Annotated in this window: 14 protein-coding genes; 4 read left to right on the top strand and 10 right to left on the bottom strand. The window is 72.3% G+C overall.

The window, feature by feature from the left end; translation table 11 throughout:
• Positions 1-98 precede the first annotated feature (98 nt).
• From WMF29_RS03855 to WMF29_RS03830, 6 genes are all read right to left on the bottom strand, one after another.
• Positions 99-4,007 (bottom strand): ATP-binding protein, encoded by a 3,909-nt coding sequence (locus tag WMF29_RS03855; protein ID WP_437327536.1) that lies wholly within the window; start codon positions 4,005-4,007, stop codon positions 99-101.
• 165 nt (positions 4,008-4,172) lie between these two features.
• Positions 4,173-5,213, bottom strand: a complete 1,041-nt coding sequence (locus WMF29_RS03850) for a metalloregulator ArsR/SmtB family transcription factor (RefSeq protein ID WP_437327535.1) — start codon at positions 5,211-5,213, stop codon at positions 4,173-4,175.
• 217 nt (positions 5,214-5,430) lie between these two features.
• Positions 5,431-6,033, bottom strand: a complete 603-nt coding sequence (locus WMF29_RS03845) for a glutathione S-transferase N-terminal domain-containing protein (RefSeq protein WP_437327534.1) — start codon at positions 6,031-6,033, stop codon at positions 5,431-5,433.
• A 134-nt stretch (positions 6,034-6,167) separates the two neighbouring features.
• Positions 6,168-7,460, bottom strand: coding sequence for a right-handed parallel beta-helix repeat-containing protein (locus WMF29_RS03840; RefSeq protein WP_437327533.1), 1,293 nt, complete (start codon positions 7,458-7,460; stop codon positions 6,168-6,170).
• A gap of 134 nt (positions 7,461-7,594) precedes the next feature.
• Positions 7,595-8,035, bottom strand: coding sequence for a hypothetical protein (locus WMF29_RS03835; protein ID WP_437327532.1), 441 nt, complete (start codon positions 8,033-8,035; stop codon positions 7,595-7,597).
• Between the two features lie 134 nt (positions 8,036-8,169).
• Positions 8,170-9,108: a helix-turn-helix domain-containing protein gene (locus tag WMF29_RS03830; RefSeq protein WP_437327531.1), complete on the bottom strand. Its 939-nt coding sequence runs from the start codon at positions 9,106-9,108 to the stop codon at positions 8,170-8,172.
• A 170-nt stretch (positions 9,109-9,278) separates the two neighbouring features.
• On the opposite strand from WMF29_RS03830, the gene WMF29_RS03825 reads away from it, so the two are divergent.
• On the top strand, positions 9,279-9,734 hold the full coding sequence (locus WMF29_RS03825) for a nuclear transport factor 2 family protein (protein WP_437327530.1): 456 nt from the start codon (positions 9,279-9,281) through the stop codon (positions 9,732-9,734).
• Positions 9,731-10,639, top strand: a complete 909-nt coding sequence (locus tag WMF29_RS03820; RefSeq protein WP_437327529.1) for an NmrA family NAD(P)-binding protein — start codon at positions 9,731-9,733, stop codon at positions 10,637-10,639. Before WMF29_RS03825 ends, WMF29_RS03820 begins: the two co-directional genes overlap by 4 nt.
• A gap of 128 nt (positions 10,640-10,767) precedes the next feature.
• On the opposite strand, the gene WMF29_RS03815 is transcribed toward WMF29_RS03820, so the two are convergent.
• The 3 genes from WMF29_RS03815 to WMF29_RS03805 all read right to left on the bottom strand — a co-directional run bounded on the left by WMF29_RS03815 (position 10,768) and on the right by WMF29_RS03805 (position 12,504).
• Positions 10,768-11,400 carry a MarC family protein gene (locus WMF29_RS03815; RefSeq protein ID WP_437327528.1) on the bottom strand — a complete coding sequence of 211 codons (633 nt, stop codon included), beginning with the start codon at positions 11,398-11,400 and terminating at the stop codon, positions 10,768-10,770.
• Positions 11,401-11,516: 116 nt separating this feature from the next.
• Entirely contained in the window at positions 11,517-11,987 is a 471-nt protein-coding gene (locus WMF29_RS03810) for an MgtC/SapB family protein (RefSeq protein WP_437327527.1), read from the bottom strand.
• A gap of 118 nt (positions 11,988-12,105) precedes the next feature.
• Complete coding sequence (locus WMF29_RS03805; RefSeq protein ID WP_437327526.1) at positions 12,106-12,504, bottom strand: low affinity iron permease family protein; 399 nt, start codon at positions 12,502-12,504, stop codon at positions 12,106-12,108.
• Positions 12,505-12,826: 322 nt separating this feature from the next.
• Here WMF29_RS03805 and WMF29_RS03800 point away from each other — a divergent pair, with 322 nt between their 5' ends.
• Both WMF29_RS03800 and WMF29_RS03795 read left to right on the top strand, forming a co-directional pair.
• A complete protein-coding gene (locus tag WMF29_RS03800; RefSeq protein WP_437327525.1) occupies positions 12,827-15,265 on the top strand; it encodes a molybdopterin oxidoreductase family protein in 2,439 nt (812 codons plus the stop codon).
• A gap of 16 nt (positions 15,266-15,281) precedes the next feature.
• Entirely contained in the window at positions 15,282-15,773 is a 492-nt protein-coding gene (locus WMF29_RS03795) for a hypothetical protein (protein WP_437327524.1), read from the top strand.
• Between the two features lie 12 nt (positions 15,774-15,785).
• Here the strand turns inward: WMF29_RS03795 and WMF29_RS03790 are convergent, their stop codons facing one another.
• Entirely contained in the window at positions 15,786-18,056 is a 2,271-nt protein-coding gene (locus WMF29_RS03790) for a hypothetical protein (RefSeq protein WP_437327523.1), read from the bottom strand.
• Positions 18,057-18,100: the final 44 nt, after the last annotated feature.

The raw sequence follows: 18,100 nt of genomic DNA, 5'->3' as shown, positions 1-18,100 counted from the left end.
CTCCCGTCAGAAGCTGCCCCGGTCTCGCCGCGGCGCGCGCCGCCAGGGCGCTCCGGGCGCGGTCACGCCGTGTCGTCGTCGAGGATCTCTGACGTGGATCACTCGGCCCTGGGGGCCGGAGGCTCCTCGATGAGCGACGTCAATCGATCGATCTGGATGGGCTTGACGAGGTGCGTCTCGAACCCCGCCCCCTTCGAGCGCCGGAGATCCGCCTCCTGGCCGTAACCGGTGATCGCGATCAGGCGAACGCGCTCACCCGCCGGCTGCTCGCGGAGGCGGCGCGCGAGCTCGTAGCCGTCCATCACCGGCAGCCCGATGTCGAGCAGCGCGACGTCGGGCACGAACTCTTCCGCGATCCGGAGCGCGGACGGGCCGTCGGCGGCGACGCGCGTCGTGTGCCCCATCGCGCCCAGCGACTCGGCCAGGAGCTCGACCGCATCGAGGTTGTCGTCCACCAGCAGGATGCGACGCCGGTCGGCGGGAGCCGGGGTCCCCTGCATGCCGGCCGGCGGGCGCGCCGGTGCGGCCTCGAACGAGCGCACGGCCGCCGCGGCCGGCAGCCGGAGGGTGAACTCGCTTCCGCGCCCGCGGCCCTCGCTGTGCGCGCACACGCGGCCGCCGTGCATCGCGATCAGGTTGTGGACGATGGCCAGGCCAAGGCCCAGGCCGCCCTGGGATCGGTCGAGCGCCTGGCGCTCCTGCACGAAGCGCTCGAAGATGCTCGCCAGCATCTCGGGGGCGATGCCGATGCCATTGTCGCGCACGGACAGGACGACCTCGCCCCCCGCGCGCTCGGCCCGGACCGCGATCTCGCCGCCGCTCTCGGTGTATTTCGCGGCGTTCGTGAGCAGGTTCGAGACCACCTGGGCGAGCCTCGTGACGTCGCCGTCCACGGCGAGGCCGCTCGAGGGGACCGTGACGGTGAGGTGGTGCCGGCGCTGCTCGAGCAGCGGGCTCGCCAGCTCGACCGCCTTGGCCACGACCTCCGCGAGCTCGATCCGCTGCTTCTTCAGCTCGACCTTGCCCCGCGTGATGCGGGAGACGTCGAGCAGGTCGTCGACGAGCGCCGTCAGGTGCTTGATCTGGCGCTCGATGACGAGCCGCTCGCGCTCGGCGTGCCCTCCGGCGCGGAGGCGCATCAGGTGGAGCGCCGTAACGATCGGGGCGAGCGGGTTGCGCAGCTCGTGGCCGAGCATCGCCAGGAACTCGTCCTTCGCGCGGTTCGCCCGCTCCGCGTCCCGCCGCGCGTCCTCCGCGCGGCGCAGCAGCTCCTCGCGCTCCCGCGCCGCCGCCTCGAGCTTCTTTCGCGTCCGCACGGACTCGGTGACGTCGAGCGCGACGACCAGGATCCGGGTGACGGCGGCGCCAGCGTCACGCATCGGGTGCAGGTTGAAGCTCCAGTACGACTCTTCCAGCACGCCGCGCCCGCGATCGAGGTCGAACCGGCAGTCGTAGGTGACGAACGGCTCGGCCGTCGCGTAGACCCGGCGGAAGACGTCGAGGAGCGACGAGCCGACGATCTCCGGGAAGGCTTGCTGCAACTTGCGTCCGATCACGTCACGATGGCCCACCATGGCCACGAAGTGCGGGTTCGCCATCTCGACGACGAGCTCGGGGCCACGGTAGACGGCGATCCCGACGGGGGCGTGCTCGAACAGCGCGTACATCCTCCCGCGCTCCCACTCCACGGCCCGCCGGTGCGCCGCGAGCTGGAGGTGGGTCGCGACGCGAGCGACGAGCTCGCGCGCCGAGAACGGCTTCACGAGGTAATCGTCGGCGCCGGCCGCGAGCCCCTCGACGCGGCACTCCTCGCCCGCGCGCGCCGAGAGCATGATGACCGACACGCCCCGCGTCGCCGGATCGGCGCGCAGCGCCCGGAGCAGGCCGAAGCCGTCGAGGACCGGCATCATCACGTCGGCGATGACGAGATCCGGCGGCGACCGCCGGGCGCTCTCGAGCGCGGCGGCGCCGTCGCACACGGCCTCGACGGTCCACCGCTCATCGAGGATGCGCCGCACGTACATGCGCATATCGGCGTTGTCGTCGGCGAGGAGGATGCGCGCGCTCGGGTCGAAGGGGGCCGCGGCGTGGTCGGGCTCGACGTGATCGGCCGGGGCGGGCGCCCCGGCGAGCTGCCACCGCAGCGCCTCCTCGACGTAGGGGGCGGCGCCGGTCGCCGTCGACGCGAGCGTCTGCTCCGCGCGGATGCGCTCCGCCGGCAGGTGCGCGGACCCGCGCGGGATCGCGATCGTGAACGCGGTCCCCTCGCCCGGGCGGCTCTCCGCCCGGACGCTGCCGCCGTGCAGGCGCACCAGCTCGTGCACCAGCGCGAGCCCGATCCCGGAGCCCTCGTGCGTGCGCGCGCGCACCCCCTGGACGCGGTGGAAGCGATCGAAGAGGTGCGGCAGCTCGTGCCCGGGTATGCCGGTGCCCGTGTCGCGCACCGCGAGCTCGACGTGGTCCCCCCGCGCGCAGAGCGACAGGAAGATCTCGCCGTCGAACGTGAATTTCACGGCGTTGGACAGCAGGTTCAGCACGATCTTCTCCCACATGTCCCTGTCGACGAAGGCGGGCTCCGGGAGCTTCGGGCAGTCCACCTTGAACGCGAGCCCCGCTCGCTCGATCGCGGAGCGGAACGCGCTCGCGAGATCGACGGTGAGGCCGGCGAGGTCCGTCGGCTCGTAGGACGCCTGCGCGCGGCCCATCTCGAGGCGCGAGAAGTCGAGCAGCGCGTTGACCAGCTTGAGCAGGCGCAGCGCGTTCCGGTGGGCGAGCGCCAGGTGCTCGCCGGACAGCGCGCGCCCGGGCGCCGCGAGCGCGTCCTCCATGGGGCCGAGCATCAGCGTCAGCGGCGTCCGGAACTCGTGGCTGACGTTGCTGAAGAACAGCGTCTTCGCGCGATCGATCGCGGCGAGCTCCTCGGCGCGCCTGCGCTCCTCCTCGTAAGCGCGCGCGTTCGCGATGGCGGTCACCACCTGATCGGTGATCAGCCGGAACAGCCCGCGATACGGCTCGTCGAGCAGGCGGCGCGGGCTCACGCCGCCGACGAGGAAGCCATACGGACGGGGTTGGCCCGGCCGCGAGAGGGGCAGGACGATCGCCTGCTCCGGCGCGCTGCCCCAGCGGCCGCCCGGCAAGGCGCCGAAGCGGGCCGCGAGATCGCCCACGAGGATCTCGCCGACCCGCGCGGCCTCCGCCAGCGGCCAGGTCGAGGCCTCGCCGCCTCGCTCGTGGAGGGGGACGCGCGCCGGCTTCACCGCGCCCTCGTAGTCGTCGAGCCCGCTCGCGCCGGCGAGGCGCGCGTCGCCCGTGTCGCCGTCCAGGAGGTAGAGCAGCGAGAACGGCAGATCGGCGTCGTTCGCCGCGAAGATCTCCACGGCTGTGCGGCACGCCTCCTCCGCCGACTTCGCGTGGGCGGAGCGCGTCGCGAGATCGCGCAGCATCCGGAGCTGGCGCGCGTCGAGGACTTGCTCCGTGGTCTCCTTCACCGTGACGAGGACGCCGGCGACCCGCTCGGTAACGCCGGGTATCGGGCTGAAGGAGAACGTGAAGTACGCCTCTTCGACGAAGCCCCGCCGGATCACCGGGAGCATGAGGTGCTCGCTCCACGTCGCGGGCCCCCCGTCGAGCACGCTCTGCGTCATCGGGCCGACGACGTCCCAGATCTCGGCCCACACCTCGGACGCCGGAGCGCCCATCGACGCAGGGTGCTTCATGCCCAGGATAGGCAGATAGGCATTGTTGTAGATCTGCAGCATCTCCGGCCCGAGCAACATGAGCATCGGGAACCGATTGCAGAGCACGAGGCCGACCACGGTCTTCAGGCCTATCGGCCACGCGGCGATGGGGCCGAGCTTCGTCTTCTTCGCCCAGTCGATCGAGCGCATCAGGGCGCTCATCTCGCCGCCCCCGTCGAGGCAGTCCCCGGCGCTCGCGTCCAGGACGCTGCCATCGGACGAGGGCTCGACGACATCTGAAGATTTCGTCCGTATGCCGGCTGGCCGCATGCAGCGCCATGGTGGATGAAATCCACCGCTTTTGCCACCGGGACACGCCGCTCGCGGCGCAGGCGCCGCCGGCCTTGAGCCGCCCCGGCGGCCAGGAAACGGGCGAACGCGGCGGCGCTGTACGGCAGAGCGTGATCGCCCGAGAAGGGGCGCGGCGACTCCGTCTCACTCGCGCAGCCGCGTATCCATGTTGTAGCCGCGCGGCGCGAGGGGCGAGAGCCTCTCCAGCCAGATCTGCTCGAGGAGCGTCAGCTCGTCGGCCACGGAGAACCCGGGCTCGTCCTTCTGCTGCACGACCTCGAGCACCTCGAACGTGAAGGCGTCGGCGCCGTGCTGCTGCCAGTCCCGCTGGAGAGCCTGGTTCTGGTGCCCGCCTATGGACAGCATGAAACGGTGCTTGTTGAGCGGCCCATGGAGGTTCGTGCTGCTGCCGAGCAGCACCTTGCCGTTCACCGTGTTCTTGACCTGGAAGATGCCCGCCTGCTTCGGGGTCTCGAGATACTTCCGCTTCATCTCCTTGCGCGTTTCCATCGTGCTCGCTCCTGCGTGCTCCGCCCCTGATCCGGGCGTCCTGCTCTCCGTCTCGGGTGTCGTGTCCTTCGCCTCGGGTGTCCTGGCCTCTGCCGCGATCAGCTCGTAGTGCTGTCCGTCGCGCGCCATGTATCCCTCGTCGACGAGCATGCGCCGGATCGTGCAGTGGTCGGGATACAGGGTCTTGATGATCTCGTTCACCTCCTGCTCGCGGTAGCGCCGGCCCGCCTGGAACTTGCCAAGGAACTGCTCGAGCACGATGCGCCGCTTGCGCCATTGCTTCGGCATCTGGACCAGCACGCCCCCGCGGAAGAAGGCGCGCATCACCTGGCTCCGGGCCCGCTCCGCGCGCCGCCGCGCAGCGCCGTCGGCGGCGGAGGGCAGCGAGACGAGCTCCTTCAGCGTGAGGCGGAGCAGATCGTCGCGCAGCGCATAGACCAGGTAATACTGGGTCTTGCGCTTCGTCACCAGCCCGGCCTCGTCGAGCTTCCGGAGGTGGAAGGAGACCGTGGACGGCGCGCGCCCAAGCCGCTCGGCCAGCTCCTCGGCGCAGTGCGGCCGCTCGATCAGGGCGTTCACCACCTGGAGCCGCGACGCGTCCGCGAGCGCCTTGAGCACGCCGATGCGCGCCTCGACGCCCAGCCCGCGCGCCGGGGGATCTGGTTCGACGGTCATCGAACTGAATCTAGGCAGCGCGGCGGCGCCGTCAATCTGTTTCGACAGTCATCGAACCGGAAGCCCGCGACGAGGTCGCCGCTCATTCGGGCGTCACCGTGGACGAGCGCGCAGCCGGGCTCGGGCGCAGGCCGGACGCGGGCGGGAGGCGGGCGAGGCGACGAGCGTCGACCCCTGCAGGGGCGGCGAGCGCCGCCTGAGACCCTACTTCAGGAGCTCACGGCGAGCGGTGCTGCGTGGCGATCATGGACGGGCGCTGGCCGACGGCATCGAACCAGCGCGAGAGGCCGCTCCGGCCGCCCCGCCACGCCCGATCCGGCCAGCGGAAGTCGAGGTAGCCGAGCGCGCAGGCGACCGAGATCGCGCCGATGTCCGCGAGCGCTCCCGACAGCGTACCGGCGTCGCGCTCCAGCCGGTCGAGGCCGGCCTCGATGGCAGCCTCCTGGCGCTGCATGACGCTGCTCGATCGCTCATTGGATGGGCGATGCTCGTCGGCGAAGAGGCGCCCGGCAGCGGTGTTGACGCCGTCCGCGATGCCCTGCCGGAGCAAGGCGCTCCACCGCGCCTCTCCCGGCGCTGGATACAACCCACCGGCCACGAGGTGGTCCAGGTATTCGCAGAGGAGCGCCGACTCGAAGAGCACCTGCCCGTCCTCCAGGACCAGCGTCGGGACCTTGGCCAGCGGGTTCAGGGACCGCAGCGCCGCGTCCGACCAGGGATTGACCAGCACGAGCTCGATCCGGTCTCCCAGCTGCAGCTCGTGGGCGGTGACCCGCACCTTGCGGGCAAAGGGGGATGTGGGCGCGTAGAAGAGCTTCATGGCGAGCAGTACGCCACCGGGCGAGGAGAGGGACAAGGGAACGAGGATTCGAGGAGTTCACGCGCGAAGCGACGCGCCCCGGAGAGCAGGAGTCATCTTGCGCGATCCGCTCCCTCCTGGACGACCGACACCCGCTAAGGCGGCGGCCAGCGGACGCCGAGCCCCTGGTGCGGCGAGTCGGCGCTCAGGCGAACATCGTCCGCGGGGGCCGGCAGCGCGCGCCACACGTCGGGGTGCTGATCCGGCTGCTCGCCCTGGCTCTCGGCGAGCGCCTCGTAGAGCGCCCCCCGGTGGAGCACGTACGCGCCCTTGGGGTACGTCACGGCGCGCTCGTCCGGGCTGAGCGTCGCGCGGTCGGTCCACCACTCCAGGCGCCGGTAGTCCTCGTCGAGGGCGCCGCCCATGAAGTCGCGGAAGCGGACCCGCTCCACCGCGACCGTTGGATTGTCCTCGGCCTGCACGCTGTCGAAGAGCCACTTGATGAACGGATAGGGCCCGTCCACCTGGTTGCCCTTCAGGATGTGCGGGTTCGGCGCGTTGCTGCCCACGGCGAAGACCTGCACAGGCTCGTCCATGTCTGGGTACACCTCCGTGTAGTTGAAGTGGAACCCGAGGAAGACGTTGCGCTCGAAGCGTATCGTGGCGCCGGTGTCCACCGCGTGTGTGTACACCCCGCTCAGCGACGTGTCGGCGAAGTAGTTGTCTGTGAACGAGACCGTATCCGAGGGCGAGCGCGGATCGCCGTCCACGCGCGTCGGAAACAGCTCGACGAAGAGGTCGCCCGTCCCGATCACGACGTTGTGGTGGAAGCTCGAGCTGCCATAGCGCTGGCCGAACTGCACGTTGCCGTCCTGGTAATGGTCGAACGCCGACCGCCACCGGACCGCGCCAGGCCCGATGACGTTGTGGTGGATCTCGCAGTCCGAGCCGAGCTGCCCGACCTGCAGCGCCTCGGTGCCGGTGCGGAGGAACCGGTTGTCGTACACCTCGAGGCGCTCGAACGCGTGCTGCGGCTGCGCCTGGGTGCTGCCGAAGTAGATCCCCTCCGAGCCGACGTCGTGCACATAGAGGTCGTGGATCTTGACGTTGCGCATCGTGGCCTGCCCGTCGTCGTCTGTCTTGGCGACGATGCCGGCGAATTCGGCGCGCGCGACCTCGAGGGTGTCCAGCTCGAAGTCCGAGGCTCCTCCGCCGATGGCCAGCCCAGAGAGGCCCTCCTTGCTGAACGCGTCGTCGATGAAGATGCCGTACGTCCCCTGGCCATGGGCGAACGCGCCCTCGGCGTGCCCCCGGAACCCCTCGTCTCCCGTCTTCGAGACAGGATCGTGGCGGCCCGTCAGGATCCAGCCCTTTCCGCCCTTGATCACGAACACGTAGTTGGCGGCGTCGCCCCCGACCTTGACCTGTCCGCCTAGAACAGCGATCACGTTGAAACCCGGAGAATTTTCACAGGGAGGCGGGGAGGCGGGGAGGAAGAAAAAAAAAAGAATTTCTCCCTCTTGTCGTCTCTCGCTCCCCGCCTCCCCGCCTCCCTGTGAAATTCCTGCTCTTTCTCGTGGTTTCAACCCGTTTGTCGCTCTAGGTTCGTGATCACGAGCGGGCGCTCCGCGCTCCGCTCGGGCAGGCCGCCGAGCAGGATGCTCCGGTAGTGGCCAGCCGGGATGTAGAGCCGATCGAGCGCGCTCCAGTCGACCTCCGGGAACGATCCGGCGAGATCGGGATAGGCGATCTCCGGGAGCTCGCCCTCCCTGGGCGCCGGCTCCGGCAGCGTGAAGGTGGTCGTGGCCTGGCCGAAACGACCGTAGGCCGGGACGCCCGGCGTGGAGCCCCCCGCGCCAGGCGTGGAACCACCGGCGGCGCCCGCGCCCGAGCTGGAGCCTCCGACGCCGCCCGTGCCAGGCGTGGAGCCTCCGGCGCCGGCGGTGGACTCCGCATCATCGCCATCGCCGCCGCACGCCGCCATCGCGACGAGCAGGACACCTATCCTCGCGCCTTGCCGCATCCGCAGGAGGATACGGCATCAGCAGGGCGCGCCGCGCCGAAAGCCGCGCACCACGCGCCGGTGCGTGGGAGCTGGTGTTCAGAGCCGGGTGGACATGATACCGGCTGCGCCGCTCAGCGGCGCCTTCCATCCCGTCAACCTGCGCGTCTGACGGTGGGCGCGCGGTCGTCTCGCCGCCTCGCCTGCCGGTAGCCGATGGGGCTCACGCCGTGGGCACGCGCGAAGGCGCGCGCGAACGCGGGCTCGCTGTCGTAGCCGACGCGGGCGGCGACGAGCTTCACCGGGAGCGTCGTCTCGCCGAGCAGGACCGCGGCGCGCTCGAGGCGCAGCCGGCGCACGTGATGGCCGAACGGCTCGCCGAGGAGCGCCGTCGCGCGCGCCGCGAACGCGGATCGCGAGAGCCCGGCCGCTCGCGCGAGGTCCCCGAGCTCCCACGCGCGCTCGGGCGAGGCGCGCACCCGCGCGAGCGCGGCCGCGATCGGCTCGTCCCGGAGCGCGTCCCGCCGCGGCAGCGACGCCGCCGGGTCGCGCAGCGCGCTCGCGAAGAGCGCGTGCGCCCACGCCTCGCCGACCGAGCGGCGCAGCGCCGCCGAGAGCGCCGGCGGGCCCGCGAGCAGCGCGAGCGTGTCGTTGAGCCAGCGCGCGAGCCCCGGAGCCGCGCCCGCGACGTGCACCGCGGGCGGCAGCAGCGCGACCCACGGGGCGCCCGCCGCGTCGACGTGCAGGTCGACGACGACGAGGCGCGTCTCCGGCGGGGCCTCCGTGGCCAGGGCGTCGTCGGCCACGGCGCGCATCCCGCGACAGAGGGCCTCCGGGTGCGCGAGCGAGGTCGTCGGCCGATCGCGGATGGCGTGCTCCTCGGCGCGCGGCAGGAACACGAGCTCTCCCGCGCCGAGCGCGAGCCGCCGGCGCGCGACGTCGATCCACCCGCCGCCGCGGAGCGCCGCGTACACGCGGGCGGCGGCGCGCTGCGCCGGCTGCCGCTTGCCCCAGCGATCGCCGAGCGCGAAGCGCTTCACCTCGGCCTCGCGGAGCACGACGCTCCGGGCCAGCTCGTCGAACGCGGCGGACATGGCGCGATCGACTCTACAACACACGGCGGGCCGCGCCACGCCGGCGCGCGCGACCCGCCGCGAGGGCGGCGCCGGTCGTGGGCCGTGGACGCGCGGATCGTGGAGCTGGACGCGCGGCAATCGCGGCGTCTCTACGCTGGCCTCGTCGACACGAAAGGAAAGGACACTCCATGACCCACCCCCTCCCGCATCCCCGGCCGCTCGACGCCGCGCAGGCGCTCGACGCGCTCCTCGATCTCATCGGTCGTGACATGAATCGCTGGCTCGACCTCTTCGCCGACGACGCAACCGTCGAGTTCCCGTACGCGCCGGCGCTCGGCGCGCCGGCGCGCCTCGAGGGCAAGGCGGCCATCCGGCGCCATTTCGAGGGCATCCTCCAGAGCTTCCACGGGCTCGAGCTCCGGGACGTGCGGCGGTATCCGACGACCGATCCCGACGTCGCGCTCGCCGAGGTGCACGGCTCGGCGACCATCGGGCCCGCGCGCAAACGCTACGAGCAGGACTATGTGATGATCGTCGCGACGAGGAACGGCCGCGTCGTGCGCTACCGCGAGTACTGGAATCCAGCGCCCGTCCTCGAGGCCTTCGGCGACGAGCTCGACGCACATCGCGAGGGGGCGTCATGAGGACGCGCGCGGGGAGCGACGGGCCGCTCGTCCTGGTCACCGGCGGGACGGGCACCACAGGGCGAGCCCTCGCCGCGCGGCTCGTGGCCGCCGGCGCGCGCGTCCGCACCGCGAGCCGGGCGGCCCCCGCCGCTCGCGACGGCGTGGAGCACGCCCGCTTCGACTGGGCCGACGCCGCGACGCACGACGAGGCGCTCCGCGGCGCCGATCGCGTGTACCTCGTCGCGCCCGCGATGGTCGAGGATCCCTCGGCGCTCATGCTTCCCTTCGTCGAGCGCGCGCTCGCGAGCGGGGCTCGCCGCCTCGTCCTCCTCAGCGCGTCGCCCGTGGCCGAGGGGGGCCCCGGGCTCGGCCTCGTCCACCGCGCGCTCCGCGAGCGCGCTCCGGAATGGACCGTCCTCCGACCGTCGTGGTTCATGCAGAACTTCATCGACCCGCGCCACCCGCACGCGGCGGCGATCGCCGGGCGCGGCGAGCTCACGACCGCGACGGGCGGAGGCCGCGTCGGCTTCGTCGACGCCGACGACATCGCGGAGGTCGCCGCGCGCGCGCTCCTCGACGGCGCGCCGCACAACACATCTCACGTGATCACCGGCCCGGAGGCGCTCAGCTATGATGACGTGGCGGCCATCGTGTCCCGCATCGCCGGCCGCGCGATACGCCACGTCCGCGCCGGCGAGGAGGACGCCCGCGCGTACCTCGTCCGGGCGGGGATCCCCGCGCCCTACGCCGCGTTTCTTGTGAGCCTCGACCTCGCCATCCGCGACGGGGCCGAGGACCGCGTCACCGACGTCGTTCAGCGCGTGACGGGCCGCCCGCCCCGCGCCTTCGACGACCTCGCGCGCGCCCACGCCCACGTCTTCCGTGGGGAGCCCAGCGCGCGCCGCGCCGGCCCGGCCGCCTAGCGATGCCCGCTCCGCCGGGCCCCGCCGCGCCAGCCCGGCAGGCGAGCTCCACGACGACCGCCTTCACTCGCTCCCGACGTGCCCAACCCCATCGCGGTGACACACCCCTCGTCCAGCTCCACGGGGCGTCACCCGCGCCAGAGCTCCTTCACGCCGTCGGCCATGAACTGCACGGCGATGGCGGCCAGGATGAGGCCCATGACGCGCTCGAGCACGGCCATGCCGGACGCCTTGAGCGCCCGCTGCACGAGCCCTGCGCCGCGCAGCACGAAGTAGGAGGCCACGAAGGTGATGGCCACGCCGGCGAGCACCAGCCCCATGGCCACGGGGTCGTTGCCCCCGCGCGCCATCAGCACCATCACCGTGGCGAGGGCCCCCGGGCCGGCGAGGAGCGGCATGGCCAGGGGCACCAGCGCCACGTCCTCCTTCGCGATGCCCTCCTGCTCCTCGGACGGCGTAGTGCGCGTCGCCGAGGAGCGGGCGCGCAGCATGTCCAGCGCCGTGACGAGCAGCAACAGCCCGCCCGCGACGCGGAACGCGGCCAGCGAGATGCCGAAGACCCTGAAGACGACGCCGCCGAAGAGGGCGAAGAACAGCATGAGCCCGCCGGCGACGGCGCAGGCCCGCTGCGCCGTGCGCCGCACCTTCTCCGGCGGATCGCCCGCGGTCATCGTCAGGAACAGCGGCACGATGCCGAGCGGATCCACGACGAAGAAGATCGCCGACAACGACACGAGGAAGACCGAGACGTAATGGGCCATGCTCATCGGATGGGTCGCGGACCCCGCGGGCCAGGCGCATCTCCCACATCCTCGATGGCCGCGCCAGAGCAGCGTCGCGGAGGGACGAAGCCCTCGTCGAGCCGCGCCGCGCGCCGCTACGCGGCCCCGTTCTCGTCATCCTCTGTCGAGATGCGGCGCTCGACGCGCCTCGCGACCGTGAGGACGAGCAGGGTAATCGCGCACCCGGCCACGACGAGCCGCCACAGCCCGTATCCAGCGCTGATGCCGAGCGCAGCGGAGACCCAGATGGCCGCGGCGGAGGTGAGCCCTGTCACCCTCGGTTTGCCGCCGGAGTGCTGCGAGAACCGGAAGATCTCACCCGCGCCCAGGAATCCGATGCCCGCCGCGATGCCCTGGACGACGCGGCTGGCCGAGTCCGCCGAGGCTTCCAGCGCGGCCATGACGAAGATCGCGGAGCCGACGCTCACCAGCATGTGCGTCCGCAGCCCGGCCGGCTTGCCAGCGGCGTGGCGCTCCCAGCCGACGAGCGCGCCCGAGGCGAGCGCGAGACCGAGCCGGAGGAAGAGGTTCAACAAGGTGCTCCGGGACGGATCCAGCGGGCTCATGTCCGACGCCGTAAAGGGCTGAGCGCTTGAACGCAAGGGCCCTCGACAACGTGCCTGGCACGGTGCCTGGGACCGTTGGTGTCTGATCCGGGTCGGACCACAGGGGCTGTCTCTGGGGTCAGGCGTCGGGGCAGTCGGTGTCGTCCGGCGCCTTGCGGGCGGCCCTCGCGAGCGCCTGATAGCGTTTGCGAGACCGCTCGAGCGCGCCCTCCTCCAGCTCCTCGAGATCCAGCAGCGCGTTGTGGGCGCCGTGCGTCGCGCGAATCAGCTCGTCCAGCTTGAGCTGCATCGCCTCGGTGTCGCGCGTCTGGGTGTTCTGGATCAGGAACACCATGAGGAAGGTGATGATCGTCGTCCCCGTATTGATCACGAGCTGCCACGTGTCGCTGAAGTGGAAGAGGGGCCCGGTGACCGCCCAGACGACGATGACGGCCACGGCGAGCACGAACACCTTGGGCCGCCCGCAGAGGTAGGACGTCTGCTTCGCGAATCGCGCGTACCAGGTCTTGTTGTGCACCGTCGCTCCTTTCCACGACCGCTCGCTCGGGCTCGGGCCTCTGGCCTCTGGCCTTGTGAGTGCAAGCGCTGAGCCACGGCTCCGGCCGCGCGGGACTCCGCGCTTGAGCAGCGTCAGGGCGCGAGATCGCGAGCCGCAGCCCGTGCGCCGCGAACAGCCGGCGGGGGCGGAACCTCCGCAGCGCTCGGGCGCACCGCGCAGAGAGCGTTCGTGGTCGAGGCCGGCGGGCTACTACAATGGCGCGCGTGCTGGCGCTTCTGTAGCAAAATGCATCACTCGCCCGACTCGCTGTTGCGCGCGAGGAGCGGTAATCGGAACACCCATGCTGGACCGGATCGCGGATCCCTGGGGCGTCCGGACGCCGTACGGGCGGGACGAACCGTGGCCGACACGGGTCGATGTGCTCCTCGATCCCGGCCTCGCCGAGGGCGACGTGGAGCGCTGGGTGCATTCCGCCTGCGTGCTCTGCGCGAACGGCTGCGCCCTCGACATCGCGGTCAAGGACGGGCGCATGGTCGGCGTCCGCGGGCGCGGCGCGGACCACCCCAACCACGGTCGCCTCGGGCCCAAAGGCCTCTTCGGCTGGCAGGCGAACCGCGCGCGCGACCGCCTCACCCGGCCGCTCGTCCGCCGCGGCGAGAGGCTCGTCGAGGCCGACTGGGACACCGCCATGGACGCGATCGCCGCGCGCTCCAGGGAGATCCGGGCGAAGCACGGCGCCGGCGCGTTCGGCTTCTACAACTCCGGGCAGCTCCTGCTCGAGGAGTACTACACGCTCTCGCTCCTCGCCCGCGGCGGCCTGGGCACGCCGCACGTGGACGGCAACACCCGCCTCTGCACCGCGACGGCGGCGCAGTCGATGCGCGAGAGCTTCGGGTGCGACGGGCAGCCAAGCTCGATGTCCGACGTGGACCACTGCGATACGCTGTTCCTCGTCGGCTACAACGTCGCCGAGACGCAGACCGTCTTCTGGATGCGCATGCTCGATCGGCTCGATGGCCCCGACCCGCCGCGGCTCGTGGTCGTCGACCCGCGCCGCAGCGTCCCCGCGCGGCGCGCCGACGTCCACCTCCCCATCAAGAGCGGAACCAACGTCGCCCTGCTCAACGCGATCCTCCACGAGATCCTCAGGAACGGCTGGCTCGATCGCGCGTTCGTCGACGCCCACACGATCGGCCTCGACGCGCTGGCCGCGCTCGTCGACCGCTACCCGCCCGCGCGCGCGGCGTCGATCTGCGGCGTGCCGGCCGATCGGATCCGCGAGGCGGCGCGCGTCCTCGGCTCGGCAGAGCGCCTCTTCTCCGCCTGTCTCCAGGGGGTCTATCAGTCGAACCAGGCCACCGCCGCCGCCGTCCAGGTGAACAACATCCACCTCGTCCGGGGGATGATCGGGCGGCCCGGCTGCGGCATCATCCAGTCGAACGGGCAGCCGACCTCGCAGAACACCCGCGAGACGGGCTGCAACGGCGAGATGCCCGGCTTCCGCAACCACCGGAACCGGCGGCACATGGAGGAGCTCGCGCGGATCTGGAACGTGGATCCCCTCGTGATCCCGAGCTGGGGAGCGCCCACCCACGCGATGAAGATCCTCCGCTACGCGGCGGAGGGCTCGATCAAGCTGCTGTGGATCATCGCCACCAACCCCGCGGTCTCGATCCCCGAGCTGCGCCGCCTCCGCTCCACCCTGGATCAGGAGCCCCTCTTCGTCGTCGTCCAGGACGCGTTCCTCACCGAGACGGCGCGCCACGCCGACATCGTGCTGCCCGCGGCGATCTGGGGAGAGAAGACAGGCACGTTCACGAACACGGACCGGACGGTGCACCTCACAGAGAAGGCCGTCGAGCCGCCGGGCGAGGCGCGGTCGGATCTCGACATCCTCCTCGATTACGCGCGGCGGATGGATCTCCGGGACAAGGACGGCGCGCCGCTCGTCAAGTGGCGCACGCCCGAGGAGGCGTTCGAGGCGTGGAAGCTGTGCTCGAAGGGCCGCCCCTGCGATTACACAGGAATCACCTACGACAGGCTCCGCAGCGGCGGGATCCAGTGGCCGTGCACCGACGAGCGCCCGGAAGGGACGCCGCGGCTCTATACGGATCACCGCTTCTTCAGCGATCCGGAGGTCGCGCAGGACTTCGGCCACGATCTCGACACCGGCGGCGCGCGCTCGGAGACGGAGTTCCGGGCGCTGAACCCGGCTGGCCGCGCGTTCCTCCGCGCGTCCGAGTACCTGCCTCCCATCGAGGAGGCAGACGACGACTACCCGTTTCTGCTCACCACGGGGCGGACGATCTACCAGTTCCACACGCGGACGAAGACGGCGCGCGCGCCGCAGCTCCAGCGGGCCGCGCCCGACGCCTGGGTCGAGATCGCCGCGCCCGACGCGAGCCGGCTCGCCATCGAGGAGGGCGACTGGGTCCGCGTCGAGTCGCCGCGCGGCCACGTGGTGGTGCGCGCGCGGATCAGCGAGATCCGCGAAGGCGCCGTGTTCCTTCCCTTCCACTACGGCACCTGGGACGAGGACCCCGAGAGCCACCGCTGGCCGCGCACAGCGAACGAGCTGACGATCTCGGCGTGGGATCCGGTGAGCAAGCAGCCCTATTTCAAGGTGGCGAAGGTCAAGCTCCTCAGGGTGGCCGCGAGCGGCGGGGTGCCCTCTCCCGCCCCGACGACGGGGGCCGCGGCGCCCGCCCCGGGCGTCGTCGTGCCGCCCACGGTGGGCGGTCCGGCGGCCGAGGAATCCAACCCCAGGCCAGGCGGCTGAGCGAGAGGAGGCCGAGTTGCTCTTGGGAAACGCGCTCCACAGGCTCCACGAGGCCGAGGCCAATCTCGGGGAGTCGTTCCGCGCCGCGGCCGAAAGGCACGCAGACCGCCTCGATATCGCCCATCTCTGCCTGCGCTTCGCCGCGCAGTGCGAGCGCCGCGCCGAGGGGCTGCGGCCGTTCGCCCGGAAGCACGGCGTGCGCATCGAGGGGGCGCTGGAGCGCCGGATCGGCGAGGAGCTGCGGAGCGGCGCGCGCCGCGCCCTCGCGAAGGTGCGCCCTCGGACGGGCGTGGCCGGCGCCGAGCTGTTCGCCGACCTGCGGCGCCTCTACCCCATGGCGCACGACTGCGAGATCGGCTGGGTGCTCCTCGGCGAGGCGGGGCACGCGGCGCGCGACGAGGGGCTGAAGGCGTTCGCGGAGGCGGCGCTCCCGGAGAAGCAGGTGCAGATCCGGTGGCTAAAGACCACGCTGCGCGAGAGCGCCGTGCAGCTCCTCGTCTTCTCCTGATCTCCGCGCTGCTCAGTCGAGCGGCACAGGCGAGGACGCCGTGGCGACCAGGTAATCGCGCGCGCCGACCCCGCGCTCCTGCGCGAGGGCGAGCGGGACAGGCCGGTAGAGCAGCGTGGCGGTGACGTTCGCGGCCGCCGAGCAGCCCGCGGGGATCGCGAAGCCGTGCGACGTCACAGCGACGCTCCCCGGCGCGATGCGGTTGTCGCTGGCGATGTCGACGGCGCGGTGCTGCGGCGCGTGCCGCGCGCCCGCCGGATCGACGAGCACCTTGGCGAACGTGTAGCCCGCGGCCCCGGCGAACGCGGCCGCGGGCTGGCCGTCCGCGGCCGGCGAGGCGAGGGGCGCGCCGAGGTAGACGATATCCCCGTCCTGCGCGGGGATCGCGCCGCTCAGGGTGATCGCGCCGCCCCCCGCGGCGACCACCCGCGCCTCGCCGACCGGCGCGCGGATCTCCAGGCCCTTGTCCGCGGCGTCGAGCGACGGGTCCGCGAAGCGGCCGATGCCGGTGTACTCGTCGTAGACGCCGGTCGGGCGGACGATCCGCACCACGTCGCCCGCCCTCGCGCGCGCCGCGCCCTCCTCCCAGGCGAGCCGGGCGCCCGTCAGGGCCGCGCCCTGGCCCACGCGCGCCTCCGCGAGCGCGCCGCCGGTGTCGTTCACGGTCATGCCGCTCGACGGCGCAAGGGGCGCGCCGCACGCCTCCGCCGTGACGAGGAGCACGAGCGCGCGCATCGGCTCCCCGGTCGGGACGGCGTGGCCCGCCGCGCCGCCGGCCAGGGAGACCGTGACCGCGAGCTCGCCCGGCGCGGCCGAGGCGTCGATGCGGACGTCGACCGCGCCCTGGATGAGCCGCGGGGAGCCCTCCAGCGGGCCGCGGAAGAGGTGGGAGCGGACCGTCCCCGCCGGGCGGACGAAGCCGAGCGAGACGCTCGCGTTCGCCTCGTTCGTCACGTCGAGGCTGCTCTTCAGCGAGAGGACCCCCGGCATGTGGCAGGCCTGGCACTGCGAGGCCGGGCGGTTCCAGGAGCTCGCGGCCCACTCGGAGAACGTCTGATGGATCGGGAGCCCGTCGGGCCAGCGGACCGGATCGAGCGCCGCGCCCGGCAGGAGCGCCGCCTGCTTCTGCTCGTGGCAGCCGCCGCAGAGCTCCGAGGACGAGAACTTCGGCTGGTAGCTGCCGCCCATGAACCTGTTCGGCACGTCCGGCCGCGGGCCGAACATCACCTCCAGGAGCCTCGATGAAGGGTCGGGAGAGCTCCTCTCCTGCGGGCGCTGGACGATCAGGGCGCCGGCGACCCCGGGCGGCTTGCTCAGATCGACGTCGCGGATCTTGTGGCAAGCGTCGCAGTGGTCGCCCTTCTCGAACGCGATGCCGGTGGCCTCGAGGAGGTCTCGCCCGCCCGCGGGGCCGTCGATCCCCGCGGCGTGGCAGTCGGCGCACGCGCCGAAGGCCGCCGGTCGCGCGGCCTCGGGCAGCGCGGGATCGTCGCACGAGGGCTGCGCTCCCCCGCCGCAGGACGTGTTGAGATCCGGCAGCACGCCGCTCCCGAGATAACACCGCATCGCGGCGGCCCCCTCGCTCCCGGGGACGCGGCCGGCCTTCCAGCGCCCGCCCGCGGCGCTGCACGAGGCCTCGTCCGTGGGGGCCATCGAGACGCCGGCGTAGATGGCCTGGAGGAGCGGGCTTTTGGCCGACCGCGCGTGCCCCGACTCGAGGAACTGGGCAACGAGCGTCGTGTGGCAGTGATCGCAGAACCGCGTCGAGTTGTGAGGATCGCCGTCGCCAGGATCGCCGTAGGTGTAGCCGAGCGCGTTGTCCGGCGGCGACGCGCGGCGAATGGCGATCTCCACCGGCCCGTCGGGGACGACCTCGAACTCGATGCCGTCCGTCCGATATCCGATCTTCGCCGCGACCACGGTCGGCTGGCCCGGGATGTCCCGGGTGATCTCGATGGAGAACGCGCCGTCCGGGCCGGTCACGAGGGCCGGCTCCCCGCCGGCCTGCATCACGATGGCGCCCTCGAGCGGCGCCGCGCCGTCGGTGACGACGCCGGTCACCGTGAACACGCGCGGCAGCTCCTCCAGGGCGCCTCCAAAGCCCGTGGCCGCGCTCACGTACGTGGTCGTCGTCACAGGGTGCGCGCCGGCGCCCTGGCCTCCACCGCCGTGGCCGCCCGGCGGCGGCGCCTCCGAGCACGCGCCGCCGAGCACGCAGGCGGCGAGCGCCGCCGGAAGCGTGGGTGATCGTGGCCGGGTCAGGGTTCGCGCCGCCGTTCGCATCCCGGAGGATCGCCACGGTAAACCCGGCTCGACCGACTGTCGAC

This window comes from Sorangium sp. So ce381 (assembly GCF_051473845.1).
Classification (GTDB): domain Bacteria; phylum Myxococcota_A; class Polyangia; order Polyangiales; family Polyangiaceae; genus Sorangium; species Sorangium atrum.
This window is presented reverse-complemented; position numbering and strand designations above follow the sequence as displayed.

Coding starts and splice junctions, on each gene's coding strand:
- WMF29_RS03815 (WP_437327528.1), bottom strand. CDS start 11,400: ATGGCCCATTACGTCTCGGTCTTCCTCGTGTCGTTGTCGGCGATCTTC.
- WMF29_RS03850 (WP_437327535.1), bottom strand. CDS start 5,213: ATGACCGTCGAACCAGATCCCCCGGCGCGCGGGCTGGGCGTCGAGGCG.
- WMF29_RS03855 (WP_437327536.1), bottom strand. CDS start 4,007: ATGCGGCCAGCCGGCATACGGACGAAATCTTCAGATGTCGTCGAGCCC.
- WMF29_RS03800 (WP_437327525.1), top strand. CDS start 12,827: ATGCTGGACCGGATCGCGGATCCCTGGGGCGTCCGGACGCCGTACGGG.
- WMF29_RS03830 (WP_437327531.1), bottom strand. CDS start 9,108: ATGTCCGCCGCGTTCGACGAGCTGGCCCGGAGCGTCGTGCTCCGCGAG.
- WMF29_RS03820 (WP_437327529.1), top strand. CDS start 9,731: ATGAGGACGCGCGCGGGGAGCGACGGGCCGCTCGTCCTGGTCACCGGC.
- WMF29_RS03835 (WP_437327532.1), bottom strand. CDS start 8,035: ATGCGGCAAGGCGCGAGGATAGGTGTCCTGCTCGTCGCGATGGCGGCG.
- WMF29_RS03845 (WP_437327534.1), bottom strand. CDS start 6,033: ATGAAGCTCTTCTACGCGCCCACATCCCCCTTTGCCCGCAAGGTGCGG.
- WMF29_RS03810 (WP_437327527.1), bottom strand. CDS start 11,987: ATGAGCCCGCTGGATCCGTCCCGGAGCACCTTGTTGAACCTCTTCCTC.
- WMF29_RS03825 (WP_437327530.1), top strand. CDS start 9,279: ATGACCCACCCCCTCCCGCATCCCCGGCCGCTCGACGCCGCGCAGGCG.
- WMF29_RS03790 (WP_437327523.1), bottom strand. CDS start 18,056: ATGCGAACGGCGGCGCGAACCCTGACCCGGCCACGATCACCCACGCTT.